This is a genomic window from Streptomyces sp. NPDC006296 (genome assembly GCF_040613235.1).
Lineage (GTDB): Bacteria > Actinomycetota > Actinomycetes > Streptomycetales > Streptomycetaceae > Streptomyces.
Genome location: NZ_JBEXRT010000016.1, coordinates 72,743 through 90,553, shown reverse-complemented (window position 1 = coordinate 90,553; position 17,811 = coordinate 72,743). Strand labels below are relative to the sequence as shown.

Annotated in this window: 15 protein-coding genes; 4 read left to right on the top strand and 11 right to left on the bottom strand. The window is 71.3% G+C overall.

Annotated elements, in window-relative coordinates:
* Positions 1-51: 51 nt before the first annotated feature.
* The 7 genes from ABZ172_RS13935 to ABZ172_RS13905 all read right to left on the bottom strand — a co-directional run bounded on the left by ABZ172_RS13935 (position 52) and on the right by ABZ172_RS13905 (position 8,119).
* Entirely contained in the window at positions 52-1,302 is a 1,251-nt protein-coding gene (locus tag ABZ172_RS13935; RefSeq protein ID WP_356883605.1) for an MFS transporter, read from the bottom strand.
* Positions 1,299-3,011 (bottom strand): ABC transporter permease subunit, encoded by a 1,713-nt coding sequence (locus ABZ172_RS13930; protein ID WP_356883602.1) that lies wholly within the window; start codon positions 3,009-3,011, stop codon positions 1,299-1,301. The genes ABZ172_RS13935 and ABZ172_RS13930 overlap by 4 nt, the downstream gene beginning before the upstream one ends.
* 4 nt (positions 3,012-3,015) lie before the next feature.
* Positions 3,016-4,527 (bottom strand): ABC transporter substrate-binding protein, encoded by a 1,512-nt coding sequence (locus ABZ172_RS13925; RefSeq protein WP_356883600.1) that lies wholly within the window; start codon positions 4,525-4,527, stop codon positions 3,016-3,018.
* Between the two features lie 27 nt (positions 4,528-4,554).
* Positions 4,555-5,166 carry a GNAT family N-acetyltransferase gene (locus ABZ172_RS13920; RefSeq protein WP_356883598.1) on the bottom strand — a complete coding sequence of 204 codons (612 nt, stop codon included), beginning with the start codon at positions 5,164-5,166 and terminating at the stop codon, positions 4,555-4,557.
* An 811-nt stretch (positions 5,167-5,977) separates the two neighbouring features.
* Entirely contained in the window at positions 5,978-6,493 is a 516-nt protein-coding gene (ispF, locus tag ABZ172_RS13915; RefSeq protein WP_356883596.1) for a 2-C-methyl-D-erythritol 2,4-cyclodiphosphate synthase, read from the bottom strand.
* A complete protein-coding gene (gene ispD, locus ABZ172_RS13910) occupies positions 6,483-7,247 on the bottom strand; it encodes a 2-C-methyl-D-erythritol 4-phosphate cytidylyltransferase (protein WP_356883594.1) in 765 nt (254 codons plus the stop codon). Before ispD ends, ispF begins: the two co-directional genes overlap by 11 nt.
* A 389-nt stretch (positions 7,248-7,636) precedes the next feature.
* Complete coding sequence (locus tag ABZ172_RS13905; protein WP_006380568.1) at positions 7,637-8,119, bottom strand: CarD family transcriptional regulator; 483 nt, start codon at positions 8,117-8,119, stop codon at positions 7,637-7,639.
* 664 nt (positions 8,120-8,783) lie between these two features.
* On the opposite strand from ABZ172_RS13905, the gene ABZ172_RS13900 reads away from it, so the two are divergent.
* Positions 8,784-9,428: a DUF461 domain-containing protein gene (locus tag ABZ172_RS13900; protein WP_356883592.1), complete on the top strand. Its 645-nt coding sequence runs from the start codon at positions 8,784-8,786 to the stop codon at positions 9,426-9,428.
* Between the two features lie 140 nt (positions 9,429-9,568).
* Here ABZ172_RS13900 and ABZ172_RS13895 read toward each other — a convergent pair whose 3' ends face one another.
* Together ABZ172_RS13895 and ABZ172_RS13890 are read right to left on the bottom strand one after the other, a co-directional pair.
* Complete coding sequence (locus ABZ172_RS13895) at positions 9,569-10,249, bottom strand: response regulator transcription factor (RefSeq protein ID WP_069171393.1); 681 nt, start codon at positions 10,247-10,249, stop codon at positions 9,569-9,571.
* Positions 10,246-11,514, bottom strand: coding sequence for an ATP-binding protein (locus tag ABZ172_RS13890; protein ID WP_356883590.1), 1,269 nt, complete (start codon positions 11,512-11,514; stop codon positions 10,246-10,248). Before ABZ172_RS13890 ends, ABZ172_RS13895 begins: the two co-directional genes overlap by 4 nt.
* Positions 11,515-11,713: 199 nt before the next feature.
* Between ABZ172_RS13890 and phoU the strand changes: the two genes are divergently transcribed.
* Positions 11,714-12,391 (top strand): phosphate signaling complex protein PhoU, encoded by a 678-nt coding sequence (gene phoU / locus ABZ172_RS13885; protein ID WP_031093478.1) that lies wholly within the window; start codon positions 11,714-11,716, stop codon positions 12,389-12,391.
* A 332-nt stretch (positions 12,392-12,723) separates the two neighbouring features.
* The gene (locus ABZ172_RS13880) at positions 12,724-12,864 is read left to right on the top strand and encodes a hypothetical protein (protein WP_356883587.1); all 141 of its coding nucleotides are present in this window, start codon (positions 12,724-12,726) and stop codon (positions 12,862-12,864) included.
* A 153-nt stretch (positions 12,865-13,017) separates the two neighbouring features.
* On the opposite strand, the gene ABZ172_RS13875 is transcribed toward ABZ172_RS13880, so the two are convergent.
* Complete coding sequence (locus ABZ172_RS13875) at positions 13,018-14,301, bottom strand: MFS transporter (protein ID WP_356883585.1); 1,284 nt, start codon at positions 14,299-14,301, stop codon at positions 13,018-13,020.
* Positions 14,302-14,509: 208 nt separating this feature from the next.
* On the opposite strand from ABZ172_RS13875, the gene ABZ172_RS13870 reads away from it, so the two are divergent.
* On the top strand, positions 14,510-15,271 hold the full coding sequence (locus ABZ172_RS13870) for a phosphoglyceromutase (protein ID WP_356883583.1): 762 nt from the start codon (positions 14,510-14,512) through the stop codon (positions 15,269-15,271).
* Positions 15,272-15,844: 573 nt separating this feature from the next.
* Here ABZ172_RS13870 and ABZ172_RS13865 read toward each other — a convergent pair.
* Positions 15,845-17,632 carry a DUF262 domain-containing protein gene (locus ABZ172_RS13865; protein WP_356883581.1) on the bottom strand — a complete coding sequence of 596 codons (1,788 nt, stop codon included), beginning with the start codon at positions 17,630-17,632 and terminating at the stop codon, positions 15,845-15,847.
* Positions 17,633-17,811: the final 179 nt, after the last annotated feature.

Genomic DNA, 17,811 nt, shown 5'->3' with positions numbered 1-17,811 from the left:
TCAAGGGTAGTGGGCCCGCACCCGTGCACGGCGCCCCCTGTGGAAAACGTGTCACAACCGATCCGTGACGGTGGTATCCGGCTCCGGCGCGCGCCGCCCCGCGGACAGGGTGAGGGCGAGCGCGGCACCCGCCAGGGGGACCGCGGCGAGCACCGCCCAGAGGACCGGGCCGGGTGTCCCGAGGAGCGTGCCGGTGGCGGCGCTGCCCACGAGGACGGCGAGGCCCGACACGGAGGACAGGGCTCCGGTGGCGAGCCCGAGCCGCTCGTCGTCGACCAGGTCGGGCACCAGCCCCCGCGCGGCGGGGACCAGCAGCATCTGCCCGAGGGTGAGCAGGACGACGAGCACGGCGCCGGGGAGCAGCCCGGCGGGCCCGTCCGGCGCGAGGGGCACGGCGGCGAATCCGGCGGCGACGACGGCGAGCCCGGCCACCAGGGCGGTCCGGGGTGCGAGGCGGCGGGCGGACCAGCGGGTGAGCGGCAGCTGGGCGACGACGACGAGCAGCGACGAGAGGGCGAAGAGTCCGCCGAGCGCGCTCTGGGAGCCGGTGGCCCGCTCCACCTCCACGGGCAGGGCCAGGTAGAGCTGGTTGTAGGAGACGAGGTAGCTGCTGTGGACGAGGCAGAGCACCAGGAAGGGCCGGTCGGTGAGGAGCCGGCGGGGAGCGGCCGCCCGCGGTCCGCGGGGTCCGGCCCGGCGCGGCCGGCGGGGCATGAGGCGGGCGTGGCCGGCGAGGACGCCGACGAAGACGAGCGCCCCCGCCAGGCACGCGGTCCGGAAGTCGCCGCCGAGGAGCAGCAGCAGACTCCCGAGGAGGGGTCCGAGGAAGGCTCCGGCCTGGCCCGCGGCGGAGAACACCGCGAGCACCTGGGCGCGCGGTGTGCCGGTCGCGGTCTCGAAGGCGACGGCGGCCCTGGCGGTCTCGGATTCGACGGCGGGCGAGAAGAGGGCGGCGGCGAAACCGATGAGGAGCACCGCGCCGATGACCCCGGCGGTGGTGTCGGCCCGGGCGAGCCAGCAGAATCCGGCGATGCGCAGGACGCAGCCGGTGAGGACGACGGGCCGCGGGCCGTGGCGGTCGGTGAGGGCGCCGCCGACCACGAAGAGTCCCTGCTGGCTGAAGGTGCGCAGCCCGAGCACGAGCCCGACGAGCCATCCGGCCATCCCGAGTCCGTCGCCGAGGTGGGTGGCGAGGTAGGGCAGCACCGCGTAGAAGCCTGTGTTGAAGGCGAACTGGGTGGCGGTCAGGAGCCTGAGGTAGGGCGTGAGCGCGGGGCCGGCGTCCTCGACGGGGGCCGTCATCGGCGGCCCCGGCCGCGCACGGCGGCCGAGGTCAGCACGGCGAGCGCGCCGAGGGCGGCGAGCGCGGCCGCGGGGGCGAGGACCGCCCAGGGGGCGCGTTCGGCGTAGGGCAGGTTCTCCGAGAGCATGCGGCCCCACTCCGGCGTCGGGGCCGGTGTCCCGAGGCCGAGGAAGCCGAGGGAGGCGAGGGCCAGGGCGACGGCGGGGATGCGCAGGACCGCGTGGCGCAGGACCGGGGGCAGGACGCCCGGCAGGACGTGGCGGCGCAGCAGGTGCCGGGGACCGGCGCCGAGGGCGCGGGCCGCGGTGAGGTGCGGGGCGGCGCGCTCCTGTGCGTACAGCGCGGCGGTGTGGGCGGCGAGCGGGGCCCAGGCGACGACGGTGACGGCGACGGCCGCTCCCACCGCGCCGGGGCCCGCGATCCCCGCGACGACGAGGCCGGCCAGGACCGCGGGCAGGGCGTTCGCGGTCTCGGTGAGGGCTCCGGCGCGGGCGGCCCCGGCGAGCAGGCCGAGGAGCAGGGTGGCGGCGCCGACCCCGACGGCGGTGAGCACCGTACGGGCCGCCCCGTGGCCGAGGCGGGCGAGCACGTCGCGGCCCAGCGCGTCGGCGCCCAGCGGGTGGGCCGCCGAGGGCGGTGCGAGGCGGGCGGCGGCGTCGGCGTACAAGGGGTCGCGCAGCAGGCCCGCGACGACGACGGCGACGAGGAGGGCGGCCAGCAGCGCCGCCCCGGCGGCCACGGTCCTGCGTGCGGGCAGGGACGGCGCGACGAGCGCGGGCAGGGCGCCGTCGGTCCGTGCGGGACCGAGCAGGGCGCCGGAGGCGAGCCGCGCCGCGAGTCCGGCGGCGACGCCCAGGAGGAGCAGCAGCAGCACACAGGCCTGGAGGACGGGCAGGTCCTGGGCCAGGGCTGCGGCGAGGGCGGTGCCGCCGAGGCCCGGGACGGCGTAGAGCGTCTCGACGGCGACCGCGCCCCCGGTCAGGCCGACGACGACGAGTCCGGCCTGGGGCAGCAGCGCGGGCAGGGCGCGGCGCAGGGCGTGGGCGGCGATCCGGCGGGCGGGCAGTCCGTGGGCGGTGGCGGCGCGCGCCCAGGGCTCGGCGAACACGGCGGGCAGCGCGTCGTCCAGCAGCCGTCCGAGCAGGGCTCCCGCGGGGACGCCCATGGCGAGGGCGGGCAGCACGGCCTGGTCGGCGCCGCCCCAGCCGAGTGCGGGCAGCCAGCCCAGCTGTACGGCGACGACGGTGGCCAGCACGGCTGCGAGGAGGAATTCCGGGAGTGCGGCGAGCACGGCGGCGCCGGCGCCCGCCCGGGTGGTGACGAGCCGGCGGTGGGCGCCGCGCCGGAGCGTGCCGGCGGCGAGGGCGAGGGCCAGGCAGACGGCGACGGCGAGCGAGGCGGCCATCAGGGTGAGGGAGACGCCGAGCGCGGACAGCACGTCGGGGCCGACCGGCTGCCCGGAGACCCAGGACTCCCCCAGGTCGCCGCGGAGCAGCCCGGACGCCCACGCGCCGAGGACGTGCAGCGGGCCGCCGTCGAGTCCGGTCTCGGCGCGGATCGCGTCGAGCACGGCGGGGGTGGGCGGACGGTCGGCGTAACGGGCGTGCAGGATCGTCAGCGCCGGATCGGTGCGGGTCAGTCCGGGCAGCAGGCCGATGACGGCGACGACGGCCAGCAGCGCGCCGAGCCGCCCGGACAGGTGCTTCACCCGGTCACCCGACGTGGGTGTCGGCGGTGATCAGGGTGCGTTCCATCGGGTCCAGGGCGACCCCCTCGACGCGGGCGTCGTCGTAGCCCTGGACGAAACGCTCGTGGACGAGCGGTACGAGCGCGTCGGTGCCCAGCACGGCGGCCTCCGCGGCCATCACGGCGGCGTGGCGGGCGTCGGTGCCGCTCGACGCGGCGGCCGCGTCCACGGCCGCGTCGACGCCCTTGTCGCACAGCCGGGAGATGGTGAAGCTGCCGTCGCAGGTGAAGTCGGAGGAGAGGTAGGAGACGGGGTCCGCGGTGTCCAGCAGGGTGTTGCGGGCCTGGATGAACGCGTCGTACCTCCCGGCGAGCGCGTCGGCCTCCATCTGCGCGTAGTCGCGGACCACCTGCCGCACGGTGAAGCCGCGCCGTTCCAGCTGCTGTTGCACGAGTGTCGCGGCCTCGGGGAGCTCGGGCCGGTTGGTGTAGGTGGCCAGGACGATCTCCTCGGTCCCCGCCACCTCCGCGCGGCTCGCCGCCGGCGTGCGGCCGGTGGGCGCGGTGCGCTTCCCCGCGGCCCAGGGGACGCCGGGGCCCAGCAGCCCCTCCGCGGTGTCGGCCCGGCCCTCGTACACACCGTCGACCAGGGCCCGGGAGTCGACGGCCTCGCGGGCGGCGGCGCGCACGGCGGGGTCGGCGAAGACCCCGTCCCGGGTGTTGAGCGAGAGACCGGTGGTCCGGGCGGACGGGAACGCGTGGACGAAGGAGTCACCGAGCAGGGAGGCCTGGGCGATCGGCAGGTACTCGGCGACGTCGACGGCCCCGGTCCGCAGCGCGTTGGCGCGGGCGGTGCCGTCGGCGGCGAAGGTGACGTCGACGCCGGGGGCCTTCGCCCCGGCACCCCAGTAGTCGGAGTTGCGCTCCAGCGTGGCGGCCACCGCGCCCTTGACGTCGGTCAGGGTGAACGGGCCGGTGGCGTGGCCGGCGGGGTCCACCCTGCCGTTCCGGTAGGCGGCGGCGGACAGGACGGCGAGGGACGGGTTGGCGAGCCGCTGCGGGAGCAGGGGGTCCTCGGTCCCGGTGACGATCCGTACGGTGCCGGGGCGCGTGGCCGTGGCCGTCAGGCGGGTGTCGGACAGCACCCGGGGCAGCGGGGACGCCTTGCCCGCGGCCGTGAGGGAGCGGACGACGGCGTCCGCGTCGACCGGGTCGCCGTCCTGGAAGGCGGCGTCGCGGAGGGTGAACGTCCAGGTGGTGGGATTGTCCCGCTTCCAGGACGTGGCGAGGGCCGGCCGGGCCGCGCCGTTCTCGTCCAGGGTGGTGAGCCCCTCGATGACGGCCAGCCGGCTCAGGGTGACCGCGTCGTCCCCGTACGGCGACATGGCCTGGGCGGGCGGGAAGGCCATGACGACCCGGAGCCGCTGCGCGTCGCCGGAGCCGCTCGACTCGGAACAGGCGGCGAGCGGGAGGAGCAGGGCGGCGGTGGCGGCGACGACGACCGGCAGCCGGAGGCGACGGTTTCGGGACGTAGGCATGACGGAGACCCTATATGGAAACGATTATCATCTGATGGGTGAGGTGACCGGCCCCGCGACCCCGGGCAGCGGCAGCGCGAAGTGGATGATGCCCTGCCCTCCGCCCGGCAACGCGCGCTCATCGCAGACCTCTTCGGCGAGCGACCGCCAGAAGGGCTCGGCGCCCGGCACGGACGGGTCGGTGTGCAGGTAGAGCGAGGTGTAGCCGCCCGCCCGCGCGGCGAACTCCCCGAGCTCCCGCACCAGCATGCGGGCCAGCCCGTGCCTGCGGTGCCCGGGGCGTACGTAGATCCGGCAGAGCTGGGCCGTCGACCCCGAGGGGAAGCGGTCCGCGACCCACTGCGGATTGGGCGGCGCCTGCGGGCCCCGGTCCCGCACCGCACCGGTCGCCACGACCTCGCCGTCGCGCACGACCACCAGGAGCGTGCAGCGCGCGGGGCGCAGATAGGCGCCGTCGAGGTCGATGATGTCGGCGTGCCAGCGGGGGACGTAGCCCGAGCGCAGGTCGCGGTAGACGGTGTCCAGCATGACGGCCCGCGCGCCGCCGACGTCCTGCGCGGTGGCCGTCCGCAGCACGTAGCCGCCCGTACCGGCCGGCGCGTCCGGCACCTTCGTCGCCCCGGCGGTCGCACTCACCACTGACGCTCACCCTCGCTCTCGGCCGTGTCCCCGGTCATCTGCCGGACCAGCGTACGTGCAAGCCATGTGCAATAAGGCGGCGGGGCGGGCGCCTGATGCCGGGGACGCGTTCGGAGGGGCGGCCGTCGGAGGGTGCGGGGGTCAGGACGGGCCGGGGTCGGGACGGGCCGGCGGGTCCAGCGGGGTGAGGTGCCGAGGCGGGGCGGGCCGGGGCCGGGCGGGGGTCGGGACGGGCCGGCGGGGTCCAGCGGGGTGGAGGTGCCGAGGCGGGCCGGTGGGTCCAGCGGGGCCGGGCGGGGTCCAGCGGGTGGAAGTGCCGAGGCGGACCGGTGGGCCGGGCCGGGGCGAGGGCGAGCGGGGCGGCCGGGCCGGGCCGGATCCGCACGTGGGGCTCGCTCCCGGGGCGGGGAGCTCGGCAGGCAGGGCCGTCGCCGCGGCCTGGGCGCACCGGGGCCGCAGGGGCGCGCAGGGGCGCGACGGGGTGTGCGGCGACGGGAGCGCGGCCGGACCGGACCGCCCCCGTGCGGGGTCGGTGGGCCGGGCGGGGGGGCCGGGACTAGGCGAGGGCGACGCCGCAGCCCCGGCGTGCCGGGGCTGCGGGAAGCGGACGCGAGGTGCGCGGGGCTGCGGGAAGCGAGGTGCGCGGACCGCCGGGCCGGACCGCTCCACCCCGCTCGCACCCAGCGCCCCGAGCCCGTCTCGCGAGGCGCGCAGGACGAGGCAAGAGGCAAGAGGCGCGAGGCGCGAGGCGCGATACACCGCAGCCGGTTCCGGGGGCCCGGCCCGGGGGCCGGGGTCCCCGCGCCCCGTGTCAGCCCTCGGCGCGGTAGACCAGGGCGGTCGCGATGCCCGCGATGCCCTCGCCCCGGCCGGTGAAGCCGAGGCCGTCGGAGGTGGCGGCGGAGAGTGAGACGGGCGCGCCGACCGCGTCGGACAGGACCTTCTGCGCCTCGTCACGCCGCTTGCCGATCTTCGGCCGGAGACCGACGACCTGCACGGCGACGTTGCCGATCCCGAAGCCCTCGGCCCGCACGATCCGGGCGGCCTCGGTCAGCAGGGTGACGCCGGACGCGCCCGACCACTCCGGGCGGCCGGTGCCGAAGTGCTGCCCGAGGTCCCCGAGGCCGGCGGCGGAGAACAGGGCGTTGCAGGCCGCGTGGGCCACGACGTCGGCGTCGGAGTGCCCGGCCAGGCCGGGACCCTCGCCCTCCCACAGCAGTCCCGCGCACCAGAGCTCCCGGCCCTCCTCGAAGGCGTGGATGTCGGTCCCGATACCCACGCGCGGGATCACGGGGGCCGGCTGCTGCCGCGTTGCTTCAGAATCCATCGTTCGCCCTCCGGCGTGCGAGAACGGCCTCCGCGAGGACCAGATCCAGGGGCCGGGTCACCTTGAACGCCTCTTCGTGTCCGGGCACGACGACGACCGGTGCACCCAGCCGCTCGACCATGCCCGCGTCGTCGGTCGCGCCCTCGCCGTCGACCGCCACGCTCGCGTGCGCCCGCAGGAGGGTGTCCCGGTCGAAGCCCTGGGGCGTCTGCACTGCCCGCAGCCGGGCCCGTTCGGGGGTCGAGAGGACCGGCTCCGGTGCACCCGGCTCACCCGGCTCGACCTCCTTGACGGTGTCGGCGAGGGGCAGCGCGGGGACGACCGCCGGAGCTCCGCCCCGCACCGCCTCGATGACGGCGTCCACGGTGTCGACCGGCACGAGGGGCCGGGCCGCGTCGTGGACGAGGACGACGGAGACGTCCTCCGGCAGGGCGTCGAGTCCGAGCTTCACGGACTCCTGCCGTGTCTCCCCGCCGGGCACGACGACGTAGTCCGTGCGCTCGGGCAGGGCGTGCCCGTCGATGAGGTTCTTGACCTCGGCCGCGCCGTCCGGGGGCGCGACCAGGACCACGAGGGTGACGGCCCGGGAGGCCGCCATGGCGCGCACGGCGTGGATCAGCATGGGCGTACCGCCGAGCGCGCGCAGCGCCTTCGGGGTACCGGGGCCCAGCCGGACGCCGCGGCCCGCTGCGGGAATGACCGCCGCGGTCCGGGAAGAGCCCTGTTCAGCGGGCGTCGGTGACATCGATGACATCGTGGGTGCACTCCGAAGCTTCGGCAGGTTTGTTTCCACGGCGGACATGGGTAGGGGCTGGGCACACCCCGACCGCAGGCCGGGGGGAGAGTCGTGCGCTGCGGCTCGATCCGGCCGGGACCCCTTCCGTGACCCCCGGCCGACCGGATCGCGGCAGGCTCGGCAAAAAAGAGAATCAGGGAATGCGGGAGCGTCGAGCGGCTTCCGGGCGGATCACCGTGGATCCCCCGTGGGCGTTCGCCGGTCCTCCGCCGCGGCGGAGGACCCCCGGACATGCAGCAGCGCCCGACGACGCACCGTACATACGGCTGGTCAGCGGGCACCGCGGCATATCTTCTACGACCGGATTCGGTTCGCCGGCCTCATCCGGTCAGCGGTGTCGTCCGGATTCAGGACGCGAGGACCTCGTCGAGGAGAGCCTCGGCCTTGTCCTCGTTGGTGTTCTCCGCGAGAGCGAGCTCGCTCACCAGAATCTGGCGCGCCTTGGCGAGCATCCGCTTCTCACCTGCGGAGAGTCCACGCTCGCGCTCGCGACGCCACAGGTCGCGCACCACTTCGGCGACCTTGATGACATCGCCGGAGGCGAGCTTCTCGAGGTTTGCCTTGTAGCGACGGGACCAGTTCGTCGGCTCCTCGGCATACGGTGCGCGCAGCACCTCGAAGACCCGGTCCAGGCCTTCCTGCCCGACTACGTCGCGCACACCGACGAACTCCGCATTGTCTGCCGGTACGCGAACCGTCAAGTCGCCCTGGGCGACCTTGAGCACCAAGTAGGTCTTGTCCACGCCTTTGATCTGGCGAGTTTCGATAGCCTCGATCAGCGCGGCCCCGTGATGGGGATAGACCACGGTGTCGCCAACCTTGAACGTCATGTGACAGGTACCCCTTCCGTGGCTATCCAGAGTAACACGAGAACCGCATCTCCTGAATGGCGTTTTCGCAGGTCAGGGCATATCTCGGGGCTTGACAACTGCGCCACGAACGTGCTGCGAAGGCCTCCCGGAAGGCGATATCCGCAGGTCGGAGCGGGCGCACGGCCGAAGCGAAACACGCCCGTCACACATGCCGGAAGACCTCCAGAAGGGGCCGAACATCCCGTTTTGTCGGATTCCGGATGGTGAACTTTCCGTACTCCGTTCGGACTTCGATCACCCGTACGGCCCTAAGTGTGGATGGCCAATGAATTGATCATCGGACCGGAGCGGGGGTGGATTATGCACCACACATTTGCTGCAGTCCGAAAATCGATCATCGGCCGATCACGACACTGATCAGCGGTATTTTCTGAACGCGGCACGAATCCCGGTGGCCGGCGGGACCGCGGGGACGGGGCCGGGAGGTGTCCGCAGCGCGGGTGGAGGGCGCCGGTGCACAGCTCGGACGGCGCCGGGGGGCGGGTCGGGTGCGGGCCCCGGACGACGGCTCGGTAACCTGAGCCCGCTGACACACACTTAGGGCGGCTTTACGGCCGCTCGGGCCTTCCTGTCCGCAGAGTCCGAAGTCCGCAGTCCGAACGTTCAAGGAGTTGCCGCCGCCGTGAGCCGCAGCCTTCGACACGGCGCCTTCGCCGCCACTGCCCTCGTGTTCTCGATCGCCGCCCTGTCCGCGTGCAGCGCCGGCAATGACGCGCAGACGCTTCAGGTCAGGCCGGACAACGCAGCCACCGCTGTCGACAACATCAAGATCCAGAACCTGAACATCATCACCCAGCCCGAGGCCGACGCCGAGGGCCCCGCCGTCATCGCCGCCACCCTCTTCAACGACGGCACGAAGCAGGAGGTCGTGGAGCGGATCGCCCTCCCCGGCACCGGCGCCACCGTGAAGCTGCAGCCCGCCGGGGGCAAGGGGAAGCTCGTGGTCCCGGTCGGCGGCCGGGTCGTCATCGGCGGCAAGGACAACGCCTCGGCCGTGATCGAGAACGGCCGCGAGGCAGGGGCCAACGGCAACGTGCAGCCCGTCGCCTTCACGTTCAGCGAGACGGGCGACATCGAGCTCGGCGCCGCCATCGTCCCGGCGACCAGCTTCTTCGAGGGCTTCGGCCCGAGCGCACTGCCCTCCACGAAGCCCACGGCCACGCCCTCGGCGTCCCCGTCCGGCTCCGCCTCCCCGGCGGCGGGCGAGGGATCCGAGAGCCCCTCGGACACGGCCACACCGACGGACGAAGCCACCGCGGGCAACTGAGCGCACCGCACAGCGCGTCAGGGGGTGTCTCCGCTGGGAGACACCCCCTGACGCCCTTCGGCCCCCGCACGGGCCGCGTGAGCGGACCGGAAGCGGGGCGCAGGTCCCGGCCGCCCCGGGGGCAGCCCGCAGCCCTCGGTCTACGGCTCGAACTTGTAGCCCAGGCCGCGCACCGTCACCAGGTAGCGGGGCGCTCCGGGGTCGGGCTCGATCTTGGCGCGGAGCCGCTTGACGTGGACATCCAGGGTCTTGGTGTCGCCCACGTAGTCCGCGCCCCAGACCCGGTCGATGAGCTGCATGCGCGTCAGCACGCGCCCCGCGTTGCGCAGGAGCATCTCCAGGAGGTCGAACTCCTTCAGCGGGAGGTCGACCTTGCCGCCGGACACCGTGACGACGTGACGGTCCACGTCCATCCGGACCGGGCCGGCCTCCAGGGCCGCCGGGGTGACCTCCTCCGGCTCGCCGCGGCGGCGCAGCACCGCACGGATGCGGGCCACCAGCTCCCGCGAGGAGAAGGGCTTGGTCACGTAGTCGTCGGCTCCTATCTCCAGGCCGACCACCTTGTCGATCTCGCTGTCCTTGGCGGTGACCATGATCACCGGGACGTTCGAGCGGACGCGGAGCTGGCGGCAGACCTCCGTACCGGGCAGGCCCGGGAGCATCAGGTCGAGCAGCACGAGGTCGGCGCCGTTGCGCTCGAACTCGTCCAGGCCGTCGGGGCCGGTGGCCGCGACGGCCACCTCGAAGCCTTCCTTGCGGAGCATGTAGGACAGGGCGTCGCTGAAGGATTCCTCATCCTCGACGACAAGCACTCGGGTCACGGAAGAGCCTCCGGGGCAGGAAATGGTTCAAAAGTATCGGTTCCGTACGGTCCGTCGTCGTCGACAGCGCCGTTGACGACGAGGGGTCCGCCGGTGGTACGACCCCGTACGACGCCCGACTCGGGCAGTCGCAGGGTGAACGTGGAGCCCTGTCCCTCCGAGCTCCATACGGTGACCTCCCCGCCGTGCGAGGCGGCCACGTGCTTGACGATGGCGAGGCCGAGACCGGTGCCACCGGTGGCCCGTGAGCGGGCCGGGTCGACGCGGTAGAACCGTTCGAAGACGCGCTCACGGTCCTTCTCGGAGATGCCGAAGCCCTGGTCGGTCACGGCTATCTCGATCAGGTCCCCGCCGGGCGCGGCGATCTTCCGCGCGGCGATGCCGACGCGGGTGCGGGCGGGGCTGTAGTTGACGGCGTTCTCCACGAGATTGCCGAGGGCGGCCGCGAGCTGGCTGCGGTTGCCCCAGACGCTGAGGTCCGCGGTGCCGCCCGAGGCCATGGTGATCTGCTTCGACCCGGCCTGCTGGCGGCACCGGTCGATCGCCTCCTCGACCAGCTCCTCGACCCGCACGGGCTCGGCGTCCTCCAGCGGGTCGTCGTTCTGCACCCGCGAGAGGTCGATGAGCTCCTGCACGAGATTGGTCAGCCGGGTCGCCTCGATCTCCATCCGGCCGGCGAACCGCTGCACCGCCTCGGGGTCGTCGGAGGCGCCCATGACGGCTTCGGAGAGCAGGGAGAGCGCGCCGACCGGGGTCTTGAGCTCATGGCTGACGTTGGCGACGAAGTCGCGCCGCACCGCTTCTATGCGCCGGGCCTCCGTGAGGTCCTCGACCAGCAGCAGGACCAGACGGGAGCCCAGCGGGGCGACCCGGGCCGACACGGCGAGCACCTCGCCCCGTCCCGTGCCGCGGCGCGGGAGGTCGAGCTCGACCTGTCGTATCTCGCCGTCCCGCCGGGTGTCCCGGGCCAGGTGCAGCATCGGCTCGACCGCCAGGCGCCCGCCCCTGACCAGGCCCAGCGCATACGCGGCGGAACTGGCCTTGACGACGCTGTCGCTCTCGTCGAGCACCACGGCGGACGAGCTGAGCACCGAGAGGACCGTGTCCACGCCCGGGGGGAGCGCGGCGTTGCCGTCGGGCCGCAGGGAAGTCCGCGTCGGGCGCTTCTGCTCACGCTCGCTCCAGCGGAACGCCAGCGTGGCGATCACACCGGTGCAGAGACCGGCGATCGCGGCAGCTGCGGCGACCGCCGCATTCACGTCCATGCGTCAAGGTTATGCGGGCGCGCCGACACTCTCCCAGCCATCCGAGTGCCATCTCGAACACTCGTCGCCCAGAGTTCACCAAGGGGAAAGTGACGGTTCACTTCGGGGGACGGATCCCGTCGCGTTCGCCCCGCACCGTGAAAGCGTGGGGGTCGGTGCCAAGACCCCGGTCTCAGCAAGGATCTGGAGAGGGACTTCCATGCGCGACGCTTATCACGAGGAACTCGATTCGATCGGCGAGGGCCTGGTCGAGATGGCCCGGCTCGTCGGCTCGGCCATCGGACGGGCCACGACGTCCATGCTCGACGCCGATCTCAAGCTCGCCGAGAGCGTGATCGCCGCGGACCAGAAGGTCGACGACCTCCAGCACGACCTGGAGGCACGCGCCATCGCGCTGCTCGCACGCCAGCAGCCGGTGGCCACCGATCTGCGGATCGTGGTCACCTCGCTCCGGATGAGCGCCGACCTGGAGCGCTCGGGCGATCTCGCCCAGCACGTGGCCAAGCTGGCCCGGCTGCGCTTCCCCGCGTCGGCGGTGCCGCACGACCTGCACGCGACCATCCTGGAGATGGGGCAGCTCGCCCAGCGGCTCATGGCGAAGGCCGCCGAGGTGATCATCACGAAGGACGTCGACCTGGCGCTCCAGCTGGAGCAGGACGACGACGAGATGGACCTGCTGCACCGGACGCTGTTCCAGCATCTGATGGACGACCGCTGGAAGCACGGGATCGAGACCGCCGTCGACGTCACCCTGCTCGGCCGCTACTACGAGCGCTTCGCCGACCACGCCGTGTCGGTCGCCAAGCGGGTCGTCTACCTGGTCACGGGCGAGCACGCGGACGAGATCCAGGCGGCGGCCCCGGTGGAGGGCGCGTAGCGCACAGCGGACCGGGACGAGCCGGGGCCGGCGGGCCGGCAACCGGGCCGGGGGCGGATCGGACGGTCGGGCCGGGGGCTGCGCCGGGCCGGGGACGGGCGGGGGTCGGGGGCGGGCAGGGCGGTCAGTACCGCCGGACCGGGGCGTGAGGGGGCGCAGTCTTGGCGACGGCCGCACCTCAGTTCCCGCGCTCGTGCGCCGTTGATGCGCCCTCCGTCCTGGGCATGCAAGGGGTGCGGGGGCGCTGCGCCGTGCGCGCGGCCCCCCGTCGTCGGCTCGTGTGCCCACGCACCTGCCGTACGCCGTCGAGTCGTACGCCCTGAGGAGGGACCATGGCCGATTCACCCATGACCGAACCCCAGCAGGAGACCCCGACCGAAGTGGTGCATCTGCCCGTGCTGGGAGCCTGCGGCTGCGGCTCGGGCTGCGGGTGCGGCTGCCAGTCCGGCGCGCCCTGCCGCTGCGGCGGCTGAGGCCGGCCGGATCCCGCGCCACCGCCCCGCGAACGGACCGATGTCCGTGGCGGGGCGGTGTCCGTGTGGCGGGGCGGTGTCCGTGGCGGGGCGGCACGGCGCAGGGCCGCCCGCGCCGGCATCCCGGGCGGGGCACCGGCGCCGGGCGGGCCGTCAGGCCGTGGGGGTGGCGACCGACCGTTCCCCGGATTCCGGCGCGGGCGCGGGCGAGGCGGCGACCACCGGTTCCGGCCGGGCCAGGTTCCGCATCAGCAGCCAGTAGCCGGACGCCGCCATCGTGCCCAGCACCGCACAGGCACCCCAGAGCCAGGCGGCCCCGTAGCGGTCGATCACGAAACCGGACATCAGCGGACCGACCAGCGCCGCCACCGACCAGGACATCGTGTACATGCCCTGGTAGCGCCCCCGGCCGTGCGCCGGGGACAGCTGCACGACGATGCCCGTCTGGGTGGGCGCGTTGACGATCTCGGCCAGGGTCCAGACGCACACCGTCAGCGCGTACGCCCCGACCGACCCCGCGAAGGCGGTCAGCCCGAAGCCGTAGCCCGCGACCAGGGACGACAGGATCAGCAGCCGCCTCGGGTCGCGGTGCTGGATGAACCGGGTGACGGGGATCTGCAGGGCCACGATCAGCACCCCGTTGACGGCGATCGCGGTACCGAAGTCCGAGCTGGACAGCCCGTCCGCCCCCATGGCCACCGGCAGGCCCACGTACCCCTGCTGGAAGATCAACGCGACCAGGAACGAGAGCCCGACGACCCCCATGTAACGCCCGTCCCGCAGGACCGTGCCCAGCCTCACCTCGTCCGGCGCGGGCGTTCCGGTGCTCCGGGGCGCGGGCTCGGGCCGGGACTCGGGCACCTTGAGGAAGACCACGACCGCGCAGACCAGCGTCAGGGACGCCTCGCCCAGGAAGCCGGCGAGGTAGCTGTACTCGGCGATGAACCCCGCCGCGGCGGACGAGACGGCGAACCCCAGGTTGATGGCCCAGTAGTTGAGCGAGAAGGCCCTGACCCGGTCCTCGGGCCGGACGATGTCGGCCATCATCGCCTGCACCGCCGGCCGGGACGCGTTGCTGGCCATGCCCACGACGAAGGCGACACCCGCGATGGCCACCGGGTGCACCATGAAGCCGAGCACGGCCACGGAGCCGGCGGTCGAGAGCTGCGCGAGCAGCATCGTCGGACGGCGCCCGAGCCGGTCCGTCATCACCCCCGCACCCAGCGAGGACACGACCCCGCCGAGCCCGTGGAGGGACGCGACGAGACCGGCGTACGAGGCCGAGTAGCCCCGGTCCAGGGTCAGGTACAGCGCCATGAACGTGGCGACGAACGCACCGAGACGGTTGACCAGCGTGCTGGTCCACAGCCACCAGAACTCCCGCGGGAGACCGGCGACCGTCTCGTGTGCCGCCTTCCTGAGACCGGCGACGGACATGGCTTCCCCCAGGACGACGTACGGATGCGAAAGGAACGCCGACCTGCTCCGCGTAAGTGGCCCGGCGTGACTCCGAACATTACGAAGACGGATTCCCCGACCGCCACCGGATTGACGCCGCCCGTCAATCGTCGGCCCGGTCCGCCCCTCCGTTCCGCCCCTTGGCCGGGCGCGCGGGGGCCACGCGGGTTCGATTACGCTCGGACCCATGGCCGACGCACCGTACAAGCTGATCCTCCTCCGCCACGGCGAGAGCGAATGGAACGCGAAGAACCTGTTCACCGGATGGGTGGACGTAGACCTCACCGACAAGGGCGAGAAGGAGGCGGTCCGCGGCGGTGAGCTGCTCAAGGACGCCGGCCTGCTCCCCGACGTCGTGCACACCTCGCTCCAGAAGCGCGCGATCCGCACCGCCCAGCTCGGACTGGAGGCCGCCGACCGTCACTGGATCCCGGTGCACCGCTCCTGGCGCCTGAACGAGCGCCACTACGGCGCCCTGCAGGGCAAGGACAAGGCCCAGACGCTCGCCGAATTCGGCGAGGAGCAGTTCATGCTCTGGCGCCGCTCGTACGACACCCCGCCGCCGGCGCTGGAGGACGGCACCGAGTTCTCGCAGAGCGCCGACCCGCGCTACGCGACGATCCCCCCGGAGCTTCGCCCGCGCACGGAGTGCCTCCAGGACGTCGTCGTCCGCATGCTGCCGTACTGGTACGACGGCATCGTCCCGGACCTCCTCGACGGCAAGACCGTCCTGGTCGCCGCCCACGGCAACAGCCTCCGCGGCCTGGTGAAGCACCTGGACGGCATCTCCGACGACGCCATCTCGGGCCTCAACATCCCCACCGGCATCCCGCTCGCCTACGAGCTCGACGCCGACTTCCGCCCCCTCAAGCCGGGCGGCACCTACCTGGACCCGGACGCGGCGAAGGCCGCGATCGAGGCCGTGAAGAACCAGGGCAAGAAGAAGTAAGCACAGCCGAAGAAGCCCCCCCACCTGCGGGTTCTCCGCGTGGTGGGGGGGGGCTTTTTGGTGCGCTGGGCCGTCACCGGGCCCCAGGGCCCAGACATCCGTCATCTGTCCCAACATCAAAACTCCACCCGCCTCGTCGACGAGACGGACCGCGTTCACGGACACGGCCACCCGATGACCATGCGCCTCCACGACTCTGACCACGATCGGCGTTGCCCACGCCTGACAAGGCCAACTCGTTCTGTGGGATTCAGCTTTGGGATGCACCCAACGGGTACGTCCCGTGGGCCCAGCCGTGACGGCAAGCGTCTGACACCGACGCGATAGGACGTTTCCTACGTCATCAAGCCCCGGCCGTCCGACTGAGTTACAACTTTCCCTACTGGTTCAAGCCCGGCTGCGCTCTGCTTCGCCGGGCGCAGGCACGGCCACCGGCCGGGCCTGCGCTCCTGTCTCCGCCCCGCTCCAGCCCGGCCGGCGCCCGTGCCGCGCGCTAGCAATCAGCCGCCTGAATGTTCACTCGCACCAAAGCAGTTCCAGTGGCACAAGGAACAAAAAAAAGATGTTGCCGCCCTAAGAGAAGTGCATCGTCATATGACTCAAGAAGTCATCTGCGGCCATCTCTTGAGTTGAGCTTCCAATCCTGACGAAGAATCGACCATCGTAGGTGATCGGCTTACCAATCGATTTCGGCCTCATCTCCCACAACAATAGCCCATCGCAAAAGACAGGTTTGAAGGCGTGAGCCAAGCTATTCGCAAACTCATTCGACAGCTTTGAGGACTGAATCTTCGCTTGCCATTTACGCCACCATCTATCAACGTCGTATCCGAGATGTGCGATCTGCTCGGCCGTACCGACAACGAGTTGACTTTGCAGGGATACAGCCTTCACGCCAAAAATTTGCTCAAGTCGAGCAGCAGCGGAGGGCTTGTCTGCAACCCCAATCAGGATCAGCCCTTCAGCAGATTTTCCGTGGTTGGCCATACCCACAGCAGTCTGCATTACCTGCTCGAAAAGATCCGGATCCTCGACCGGCGGGTCAGAAAGCGTGCAGAACCCTTGCTTCAACTCGATCAACGGCTCTTCGGCGATCGGCCCCTGAAGAAGGGAATCGATATACATGCGCGAATTCAACTGCACAGTTGCGCGCTTAGACTCTGGCTTATAGAACGCCTTCCTGAGATTCCGTTTCACGTTCGGATAGAGGTCCTTCTTCTTGTCCTTCCCCCACGCACTACCTCCCGTGGGGATCGACAGTTTGCGACCCCAGAAGTTATCCAGAACAGCGCGCACAGCTTCGTGCGATTTTGGAACCATGCCGTCTTCGAATGTTAGTGAATACAGTGCGGCAAACACGGCCTGGAACTGTCGTTGAGTCCCCTTTTCATATGTCTCCAGCTTCACCATATGCCGCCCGAGCGAGCCGTGGCCCGCCATGACGTCATCAACGAGCCCGACCACAGACAAGATCATTTGATGGAGTTCCTCAACTCCCACGGCGTCAACGGCTGCATTAACGTCATCGGAGGAGGCAGTTCGGATCTTGCGCGGGACTCCATAGGCTACGTCTCGGTTCTGCCACCCACTAGTAGGCCAGGGACGAATAACGGCATCAAGAACCAGGTCGAGGACCATTTCCTCGTCGCCTGAAGACCTAATGTCATCCTGAGCCACAATGTCATGGCGCACCCAAAACATATCCTCCATTGCGAGGCCGTATTCAAGCCCGCGACGCGAAATGCTCAGCTCATCCATTTCATTTAGGGCAACGTTCTCGGAGAAGGTGCCGTCACCTCGAATCGAGGCGCTAGATCGCCGCACTACATCAGCGAGAGAGCCGAGCACTCCCGCCTGCCTAATTTCTTGGAGACTCAGGCGCCTACCCCCGCTATTAATGCGCCGAAACACTTCATCGATGGCGGAGGTCGAAGCATCCCGATAAATTGAAACTGGGATCTGGTAGTTGGCGATAGCGAGCGATTCAGATCGCGATAGCCTTTCTTCACCTTGTTCAATATCGCCTGCATCGAGACGCGCCTTCGTGTCCCCGATGGTGTCGAGGTCGAAATACTTCCCCTCGTAGGCAAATCTGTTCTCCATGAAGGAGAAAAATGTATCGAGGCGCTGTAGCCCGTCGATGATTTCGTACGTCTCGACGCCAGCTTTCTTGCGCTGAGCCAGGAGAATCAGCGGAATGGGAAGCTCATGAACAACGGAGTCGACGAGCTTTACCTTTTCTTCGACACTCCAAACCAGCTTGCGCTGGTAACGTCGATTTACGACCAACCTCTTGTTGAAGTAGAGGTTGTAAAGGGTCTGAAGGCTCTGCCCCTGCACGGAAAGCTCAGAACTCTGCACAGATGCACCCTATGTTCACCGCAATGTCCACGCAACGGGCTTGACGTGATTGGATCGGTTTCCTGCCGTACCGGTCAGCGCTACGGTGCCGACCACAGGTCCCGGCGCACCCATCAGACGCCTCTTGGCGCCACGTCTTCCTGAGCTCGCCACTGGCCAACCATCGGGTCTGTCTCTGC

Excerpts from the sequence above, each read along its gene's own strand:
- phoU (WP_031093478.1), top strand. The coding sequence starts at position 11,714 with ATGCGCGACGCTTATCACGAGGAACTCGATTCGATCGGCGAGGGCCTG.
- ABZ172_RS13870 (WP_356883583.1), top strand. The coding sequence starts at position 14,510 with ATGGCCGACGCACCGTACAAGCTGATCCTCCTCCGCCACGGCGAGAGC.
- ispD (WP_356883594.1), bottom strand. The coding sequence starts at position 7,247 with ATGTCATCGATGTCACCGACGCCCGCTGAACAGGGCTCTTCCCGGACC.
- ispF (WP_356883596.1), bottom strand. The coding sequence starts at position 6,493 with ATGGATTCTGAAGCAACGCGGCAGCAGCCGGCCCCCGTGATCCCGCGC.
- ABZ172_RS13925 (WP_356883600.1), bottom strand. The coding sequence starts at position 4,527 with ATGCCTACGTCCCGAAACCGTCGCCTCCGGCTGCCGGTCGTCGTCGCC.
- ABZ172_RS13905 (WP_006380568.1), bottom strand. The coding sequence starts at position 8,119 with ATGACGTTCAAGGTTGGCGACACCGTGGTCTATCCCCATCACGGGGCC.
- ABZ172_RS13890 (WP_356883590.1), bottom strand. The coding sequence starts at position 11,514 with ATGGACGTGAATGCGGCGGTCGCCGCAGCTGCCGCGATCGCCGGTCTC.
- ABZ172_RS13935 (WP_356883605.1), bottom strand. The coding sequence starts at position 1,302 with ATGACGGCCCCCGTCGAGGACGCCGGCCCCGCGCTCACGCCCTACCTC.
- ABZ172_RS13880 (WP_356883587.1), top strand. The coding sequence starts at position 12,724 with ATGGCCGATTCACCCATGACCGAACCCCAGCAGGAGACCCCGACCGAA.
- ABZ172_RS13875 (WP_356883585.1), bottom strand. The coding sequence starts at position 14,301 with ATGTCCGTCGCCGGTCTCAGGAAGGCGGCACACGAGACGGTCGCCGGT.